The organism is candidate division KSB1 bacterium, assembly GCA_022566355.1.
Lineage (GTDB): Bacteria > Zhuqueibacterota > JdFR-76 > JdFR-76 > DREG01 > JADFJB01.
The window spans coordinates 1-8,813 of sequence record JADFJB010000159.1 but is presented as its reverse complement, the minus strand read 5'-3'; the positions used below and the strand labels follow the sequence as shown (position 1 = coordinate 8,813).

Below are 8,813 nucleotides of genomic sequence, written 5' to 3'. Positions count from 1 at the left end.
CAAAAATGTCACCCCCGTCCCGCCTGGCAGGCTGTCGCAGAATGGAGCTTAAGATAACAAAATGGTCATCCTGAGCGCAAGCGAAGGATCTCTAGCACGTTTTAAGCTCAATAAAATCAAGAGATTCTTCACTTCGTTCAGAATGACGTTTCGCCAGAAAAGTGTATTCTGCAACAGCCTCCTGGGCGGGAATGACATTTTCATAAACCAGTGACAAAGTTCATGAATAGTCCAGGTTAATTAAACCGCCTTTGGGTAGAGTCCCTACTTTATAGGCAAAATTATCGAAAAGGTCGTTCCTTTTCCGACTTCACTTTTTACCTTGATTTCTCCATTATGTTTTTGAATAATATTATACGCAGTTGTCAACCCCGCTGCCATTTTAATGCGCGAACCAGCCGCTGAAAAGTTAAAGTTGAAAATTTTGTTTAATTTTTCATGTGGTATCCCTTTACCGGTGTCGGAAATCTGGACATGAATATGATTTTTTGTCTTATAGGTCTTAATCCCAATAGTGCCGGAATCCTCAATGGCCTGGGAGGCGTTCTTCAGTAGGCTGATGAACACCTGATTTAGTTGCCCGGGATAACATTCAATCCTGGGTATCTCACCGTATTCTTTCACGATTTCTAAACGGTTCGTCAGTTCTGTTCCAAGTAATGTCAGACTGCTATCGAGTCCTTCATGAAGATCCACCTTCTGGTAATCTGCTTCATCCAATCGGGCAAAATTTTTCATGCTTTTCACAATTGTCGCAATTCGATCACCTGCTGTTAATATGTTTTTAATATTATCTTTCAGTATCCTCAAGGCTTCGGGAAGCTGATTGTTATTTCTTCTTTTCTCTGTCGTCTCACTTTTTTCTAAGGCAATCTCTATTTTGTCAAGGCAGCGCAAGGAGACATCGGTTGAACTGATCATTACGCCAATAGGATTGTTGATTTCATGAGCAATGCCAGCTACCAGATCGCCCAATGATGCCATTTTTTCTTTCATCAAAAGCTCGTTCTGAGTCTTCTTTAGCTGGTACATGGTTCTGCCAAGGTCTTGATTCCGTGCCTCAAGTTTATCAGCTTGAAGGCGTGTTTTTTCTTTCGCTTCCTGTAGCGAGGAGGTCATTTGATTAAAGGACTGAGCAAGATTGCCAATCTCATCCTTGCCTGGCATATCCAACCGCACAGCGAGGTCCCCCCTGGCAACCTTGCCGGCAGCTTGTTCCAGTTGTTGCACAGGCCCGATAATGGACCGAGCCAACCGGGTTGCGATAAAGACAGACAGCAGGAGCGTGAAGATATAAAGACTGATCATGATATTATGGGCAGATTGATAAGTCATATCAGCTCGTTTAGCCGCATCAAAAGAATCTTGCTTATTGATATTCACAAGTTCGTTCAGGTCGGCGCTCAAGTCGTTGAATACAGCCTGTGCCTCACCGTTCAGCAGCGCAACTGCGGCCTCAGGTTCATTATCTCTGATGAGTTGAATAATTGTATAAGTTAAATATTGATAGTCATCCCACTTCTGATCGAATTCATCGTAAAGCGTCCGTTCATTTTCAGAATAGAGATGTCGATCCTCAGCAGAATCTCTGAGCTTTTCGTATTTATCGCGATTCTCATTAAGCGTATCTATTAAAGAACTCACCGTAATACTCAGCTCCTCCTTTCTTGTTTCATCGGTTGCAATAACATACTGCAATTGAAAAATGTGTAGGTTAGCTGTATTGATATTGATGGCTGAGATCGCAATGGCTCTTGGCAGCCAACTTGCTGTCACTTCGTCAATTTCAGCCTTTATTTCAGCCATTTTTCTTGCTGAATAAATATGGGCGCCCGCCATGATAATTAGGATTATAGCGAAGCCAATCCCCTGTTTTGTGCCCAGTTTTAGATCCTTTAATTTAATTATGGTCCCTATGGATTGAGAATGTTCATTTCTTGTCTTTCTCGATGATGAGAAGCGTTTTGACATCGTCGCTAACTTTGGATTGGCCGACAAACCCGATTGCCCCGGACGTAGTAGCGACTTTTTTCAATAACTCTTCCTCAGACTTCATAGAGACAGGAGGATCTCCTTCACCTGAGAGCATCTTCTTCAACCAAATGGATTTCATGCGTGAAGATCTTTTCCCCAAAAATTTGTAAAAGGTTTCCTTTACTTCTCCTCTTGGTTTCAAGTCAAAAACGACCACGGGTTGATCATCGCGCCATTTCTTTATATCACCCGTATAGAAATCAAGTAACTCAGATTTCTTAATCTTATCAATTGGCACTGATTTATGAGCGATCACCACCACTTGTGAAAATGAGGTTTCTGTCCAGCAGAACAAAAACAACAGGGTTACAATCGCAATTTTTATTTTTATCATTTTGCTGATAATTTTAGGAACTTCTATTTTAAAAGAATACCGATATAGCAAGGGAAAAAGTACTAAAATTGTCTTCTGTTCGAGTAACCAAACCATCCGACAGTTTTAGTTCCTCATGGTCAAGTTTAACCCGGGCAAATTGAGCTTTAAGCCTGACTCTGTCCATTATGTTAAAAGAAGCGCCAAAGGTTTTAACTTTGACATCTTCGTCTTCTTTTTTTCTCTTATTTGGCAGCGCCGGTATTGCTGCGTGGGAATCTAAAAACCAGTAACTGCCATAAATAAAAAGCGCTTCTGTAAAATGATAACCTAAGGTGGCATAATAGAAATCGAGAGTTCGATCCAACTTTGGGCTATCTCGTTCAAGACTCACTCTAATAAATTCACTTTCGAATGAAAAATCGCCCAAGTCATAAGACAGATCTCCGCCGAAACGTATTTTAGGGATTGCGCTAAGTTCACTACGCGGTATGTTAAGCGAATCCGCCAGAACCTCTGCTGAATTGTCTTTGTCGTAGGTCGCCGAAAGACCCAATTTTAGTTCGCCATAGCGCCAACCCAACCGGCCGCCTAAAAGAAATGTGGCGGTGGAGTCGATACCGGTTTGGCCGATCTTGGGATCATTGTTTATGTTCGGACTGTTGCCAACATAAACCGCATAGTCAAATTTCGCTTCGCCAGCCGGAAAAAAACCGTAAACCTGTGCAAACGCCTGGACAGGGGTCAACACTTCGATCGGAATAAATTCACTAAACGATGTTTCGTAGGCCAACGGCCTGATAATATAGGGCAGCAATGGCGTACGATTCTTAATCTCATTGAGATTGTTAAAGATGGGTATGAGCAATCCAAGCTTCAAATTAAATCTCATGTCGGCCCGGTATTTCACCCAGGCTTCCTCAAGCTTCGCCGAACCCCATTGCCGACCGGACGAAAAGTTGTTCAGGAATTCAAAATTAACAAACGCAGTCCAATTGGGGCCAAGGTCTTTTTGTAAAAGAAGATTGAGTTGTTGTAAGCTGAAAGAATTCTGTTTCGGCCGCTCCTGGAAGGCTGTCCATTGCTGGAATGAATTCTGAAAGTAGCCAAATATCTTAATCGGAGTTTCTTTCTCCTGGGCGAAGATGTTTGGGACCACCGTTATAGCTACTAATAAATATACGATCGCGCAAAGCAAAGTCATTTTGTTTGCAATCATAGACTGTGTTTTTAATTTCTTGCAGCAATGATTCATTGATTTAACTTCTCCAACACAACTGGCAGACCCATTTCAGATTTTTAGTTCCGAGGAATTTTCTTAACCTGTTTTGATGCTTCAGTGATTTTCTCCCACGGTTTGGACCCCGTTAGGCCCAACCCGATGCTGGCCACAATACAACCTGCGGCAAGAACTACCGACCCCAAACATCAATAGTTTCGAATCTCAGAAGATCTAATGGAGCTCTTAAAGCTGCTGCAGCAATCATTGCTAGTCCGGTATAAAGAATAGCTCTGCCAATCATGATAAAACTCCCTTCAAGGTTATTATTTTTGACAAATATTATTTTAAATTTGAGATGATTTTATACCGAATACCTGTTTCTTGATAACATTCCAAAGTTATAAGATTTTGACTGACTCGCAAGAGAAACTTAACTTCTATCAACAGGAACTAACTGCATAGCACCCCATAAGGAACAATTTCAAGAAACTGCAAACCGGCTCGAGGATGAGTCCTGACCTCGCCTGACCAGCGAGTCTCGGAGCAACTGTTTCTTGATCTCCAAAGGGTTGACTTGTACGTTGGGCCCAGGGAGGTTTGAGACTCGCACACCGTGGCGTCAGGTATCCTTATCGCCTTGATTCCATTCATCCAACGGTACGATGCCCAGCTCCGGACGTGGCACTCCGGGCAGCTTTGCAACAATCTCAAGAAGGTGGCCATCGGGATCGTCGAAGTAGATGGACGCCATGGGTACCGACGCAAAGACAGAAGGCGTGGTGGTTCGATTCATCTCGAAATCGCGGAATTCGATCCCCCGCCGGTCAAGATTCGCAATCACCGAAAGCATTTCGGGCCACGCGAGCTCGAAGGCGAAATGCTGGACATTGATCCGATCTGCCGGGCGCTCCCACAAGCCCAATGCCGCATGCCCCTGTCCACCGATCCACATGATCGCAACACGCGCTTGGCTCCTTTTGAGTGAGAATCTGCCCGCGCCGCATCGACCACGACCTTGACGCCAAGTTCGAGTTGAAGGACGTCTTCATAGAAGCTCACCGATCGATCCAGATCGACCACGTCAATGTGAGTTTCGTATAAACCCGTGAACATGATGTCGCGCAATCCTACCGCCACGGTTTTGGAGCGAAGCGGAAAAATGGCAGGTGGAACGATTTGTTATGTGTTCTTTTCATTTTTTATGCTCAACGTTATGGCTAAATGCAGTGCGGGATGAACTGCATCATACTTTCCCCCACCCGCATTGAATTTAGCTAATGTTAGCAGATTTAAGACCAATTTTCGGTTCTACATTACTGTGAACTCAAATTTACTAAGTCCTTTAATTCATTATTGGAGAGGTCTCCAATCCATTTTTCACCTGTGGAAACAGTCAGATTGGCGAGTTCTTTTTTTATTTTCAGCATTTCCTCAATTTTTTCTTCAAAAGTTCCTTTGGTTAAAAGCCGGTAAACCATTACATTTTCTTTTTGCCCTATACGATACGCCCTGTCTGTTGCCTGTGCTTCTACAGCGGGGTTCCACCATAGATCGTAATGGATTACGTTTCGCGCAGCAGTTAGGTTTAAACCTGTTCCGCCTGCTTTTAATGAAAGTATAAATGTTTTCTCATTTCTTTTTTCCTGAAAATTCTCAACCATTTCATCCCGCTTTTTCCTGCTTAACCCTCCGTGCAGAAACAATGGTTTGGTATTAAAATTTTCCTGTATCAATTTTACCAATAAGCTGCCCATCTCTTTGTATTGGGTGAAAATTAATGTTTTCTCATTGTTTTCATATATGTTTTCCAGAATATTAAATAAAAGAGTTGACTTTCCGGAAAGACTAGCAGTAAGCTCTCCTTTTTTCAAGAAGTGATAAGGATGATTACAGATTTGTTTTAAGGCAGTTATTAGTTTTAGCACCAACCCCTTTTTGGCAATACCTTCATTATTTTCAATATCTTTCATCATATTATTAACTACGTTCTGGTAAATAGCTGCCTGTCCTTTTGTTAGTGAACAATATTGATTGTTTTCTATTTTATCGGGCAGGTCTTTTATGATGTTTTTATCTGATTTTAATCTTCTTAAAATAAACGGTTCGGTAATTTTTCGGAAAGTGTTGGCTCTTTCGTGATTTCTATAGATTTGTATTGGTTTGGCAAATTCTTCGGTAAATTTTGTTAATGATCCCAAATAACCTTTATTGCTATAGTCCAATATGCTCCAGTATTCCGAAAGGCGGTTTTCGACAGGCGTGCCGCTCATAGCAATTTTCACATCCGCTTTCAGTTTTTTTATTGCTCTGGTTTGGTTGGTTCCTGGGTTTTTTATGTTTTGCGCCTCGTCGATTACAATGCAGTACCATTTTGTTTTTTGAAACTTTTCCGCTTCGCTTCTTATCATTCCGTAAGTGGTAATAATCAAGTCAGGTTTCTTAATATCTAATTTCCTTTTTTGCCCGTGATATATCAATGATTTCAAATCGGGAGTGAATTTTTCAATCTCTTTTTGCCAGTTGGTTAATATTGTTGTAGGTACAATTATCAACGCTTTTTTCTTTTTGAGGAACCCTTCTTGCTTAAACTTTAGTAAAGTAGCCAATACCTGAACGGTTTTACCCAGCCCCATATCATCGGCAATTAAACTGCCAAAGCCCAGTTTTGCATTTTTATACATCCATTCATAACCGCTTAGCTGGTAGGGACGGAGTGTTGCATAAAGATTATCAGGAAGTTCTACTTTTTCAATTTTGATTAATGACTCTATGGCTTTTTTTGCTTCCTTACTCAATCCGATTTTTGCATTGTTGTATTCTTCAGTTAAGCCGGTTTTTAACAGTTCATTGGCGTTTAGCTTAGGCGGATTGTTCAGGTTGTTAAATAGTTTGTCGATATCATCCTTATCGATTAACACAAATTGTTCTTTTATTTTTACTATGCCTGACAGCCCCTTAACTAATTTTTTGAATTCATCCGCACTGATTATTTCTTCACCTACAGCAATTTGCCATTCAAACGAAAGCATTTTTTGAAGATCGAGATATGAACCGATTTTTTGCGAACCATTTGATTGAAGGTTAAGCGATAATTGCGGCTTTACCAGGTGTTGTAGTGCTTTTGGCAGTAAAATATTGATACCAAACAACCTGATTGCGGGCAGTATCTTTAAAAAAATTTCAATAAACTCTACAGAGTTAAAAAGAAGTTTCTTCCTGCCATCTGTTCTGATAACTTCCGTTAATTGTGTAAAATGTTCCGATAACAACGTCAGGTCCTTTAATACATCATATTTTACCTTTTCATATTTTTTCTGCGAAATAAACTTATTAAGATGGATGGGTTCATTGTAAGGTTGTTTTTTATCTTCTACCATCACATCAACAGAAAAATCATTATTTTTTTCTTCTATCTTAATTAAAGGAATATAATTTTTATGCGTAACATAAAACTTGCTTAACCATAACTGAATGGTATTGGGAATTTCTTTCTCACTAAAATCATCAAAAACGGTCGGCTTACCCTGAAAAAACAGGTCGAGAATTTTATCGCTGCCATAGTATGAATTCCACGACCTTCTAAATAATTTAAATTCTTTTAGCATGAATTCAATAAACAAGGCACAAATAGACAGAATCTGCTCTTCGGTGGTTTGGTATTTAGCCGTTTCGGTTTTTCGGTTAGCCGGTTTATACTTAAAACACAAAATATCCGGCGGGGTAACAGCTGCAAGCTGATTAAAAACACTTTTGACCTCCTGATTGATAATAGCAGGGATCCAGCGAATTTTATACCGGTTTTTTCCAATATTTAATAGCTGTGGAATGAATGCACTTTTTTCTAAAATTTTAAGTGTGAAATGATAAATATTGTATAAAATCCTTATGTACTCACTATAATTTTTTATATTTTTAAGTTCAATATCATCTAAAGTGTGAATCAAAAACTTCACATTTAAGGGTTGGTTTAACTTTAGATTTCCTTTTGCAGATAAAATGGAAATATTTGCCACTTCAAATTTCTCATTTAACTGAATACTTATCTTACCGCTTTCTTGTATTTCAGGTAATTTATCGGAATCCGGATGCTGTCGAATAATGGTTGCAGATGTTGATCTTGAAATGTTTTTATAGGCTGAATTTAAAATGGATTTAAAATCTTTCTCATAAAATAGGGGATTGGCATTTAACAATTCGAGCAGGTTTTCTCTTATATCTTCAATTATTGAGAAATCAATATTGTCAGAAGTTTTTTTATCCCAACTTGCCTCACGGTTGTCTGGACTAAAATCAGTGTGGAGTGATGCTTTGTCGATTACAAAATCGTCGATTGTTTTTATGTTTTCTTTTGTGCTTGAATCAAGGGTTAAATTTTGCTTTTTTAATGCTTCGATAATATCAAAATCGTGCAATTGGAAAATGAGAAAGGGGTTTTTGTCAATTTCATTGGCGATAATATAAATAACTGATGCCAGATGTTTACAGGGCACAGCCCAGTCCGGGCAGGAACAATACATATCGAAATCATTCCAGGATGAAGGAAATATCTTTATGCCATTAGACAGAGCAATATCATTTAAGTCGGCAGGTAACTCCCTGTTAAGCAGCTTTGTGATAAGAAGGGTGTTATTAGTAATTTTCTCTGTTAATAATTTCTTTTCTTTTTCCGTAAAGGATGGAATTTTAATTTTTATCTTATAAGGATTGTATCTAACGCCTTGAACATTGGCATCAATTCTGTTTTTATTAATGGTTATTTTTTTAACAGCCCCTTTGTTTGCATAAGTTCTGCCGCGAGGCAATCTGTTTTCCCAATCAATATTTGCAAGAGCCTTTAGCCAATTTTCGCCCCACCATGTTTGTCCGTATTTTTTTGCCATTGTGAATATTTAACTACTTTTGCAAAAAGGAATAAATATAAGAGACCCTAGTCTTTTTATTGAATTGTATTATTTATTGGTTTTTAAATGGGCTTATTTCTGCTAACGAGTATATAAAAACAGGCTCTTCCGGATAATGCGTACATTTAAGTAGGAATAATAGGTGGACACGATAACTTGCCATGGTTTGAGAATCATAGGAAAGGAGATGTATCATGACCACCAGATTACTTTATCATACTTTTGGTCTCATTGGATATCGTTACGTAAAAACAGAATATAAAGGTGGTATAGTTTTATTTTCTATTGAGAAAAAACCTAATAAACTATGTTGCCCGGATTGCGATAGCAAGAAAATCTTCCG

5 protein-coding genes are annotated in these 8,813 nt (G+C 39.3%); all 5 read right to left on the bottom strand.

What is annotated here, in order from left to right; genetic code table 11:
- Window positions 1-264 precede the first annotated feature (264 nt).
- The gene (locus IIC38_18925; GenBank protein ID MCH8127999.1) at window positions 265-1,971 is read right to left on the bottom strand and encodes an MCP four helix bundle domain-containing protein; all 1,707 of its coding nucleotides are present in this window, start codon (window positions 1,969-1,971) and stop codon (window positions 265-267) included.
- Entirely contained in the window at window positions 1,931-2,368 is a 438-nt protein-coding gene (locus tag IIC38_18920) for a hypothetical protein (protein ID MCH8127998.1), read from the bottom strand. Before IIC38_18920 ends, IIC38_18925 begins: the two co-directional genes overlap by 41 nt.
- A gap of 28 nt (window positions 2,369-2,396) precedes the next feature.
- Window positions 2,397-3,602 carry a hypothetical protein gene (locus IIC38_18915; protein ID MCH8127997.1) on the bottom strand — a complete coding sequence of 402 codons (1,206 nt, stop codon included), beginning with the start codon at window positions 3,600-3,602 and terminating at the stop codon, window positions 2,397-2,399.
- Between the two features lie 586 nt (window positions 3,603-4,188).
- On the bottom strand, window positions 4,189-4,521 hold the full coding sequence (locus tag IIC38_18910; GenBank protein ID MCH8127996.1) for a hypothetical protein: 333 nt from the start codon (window positions 4,519-4,521) through the stop codon (window positions 4,189-4,191).
- 361 nt (window positions 4,522-4,882) lie between these two features.
- Complete coding sequence (locus tag IIC38_18905; protein MCH8127995.1) at window positions 4,883-8,449, bottom strand: DEAD/DEAH box helicase; 3,567 nt, start codon at window positions 8,447-8,449, stop codon at window positions 4,883-4,885.
- Window positions 8,450-8,813 lie beyond the last annotated feature (364 nt).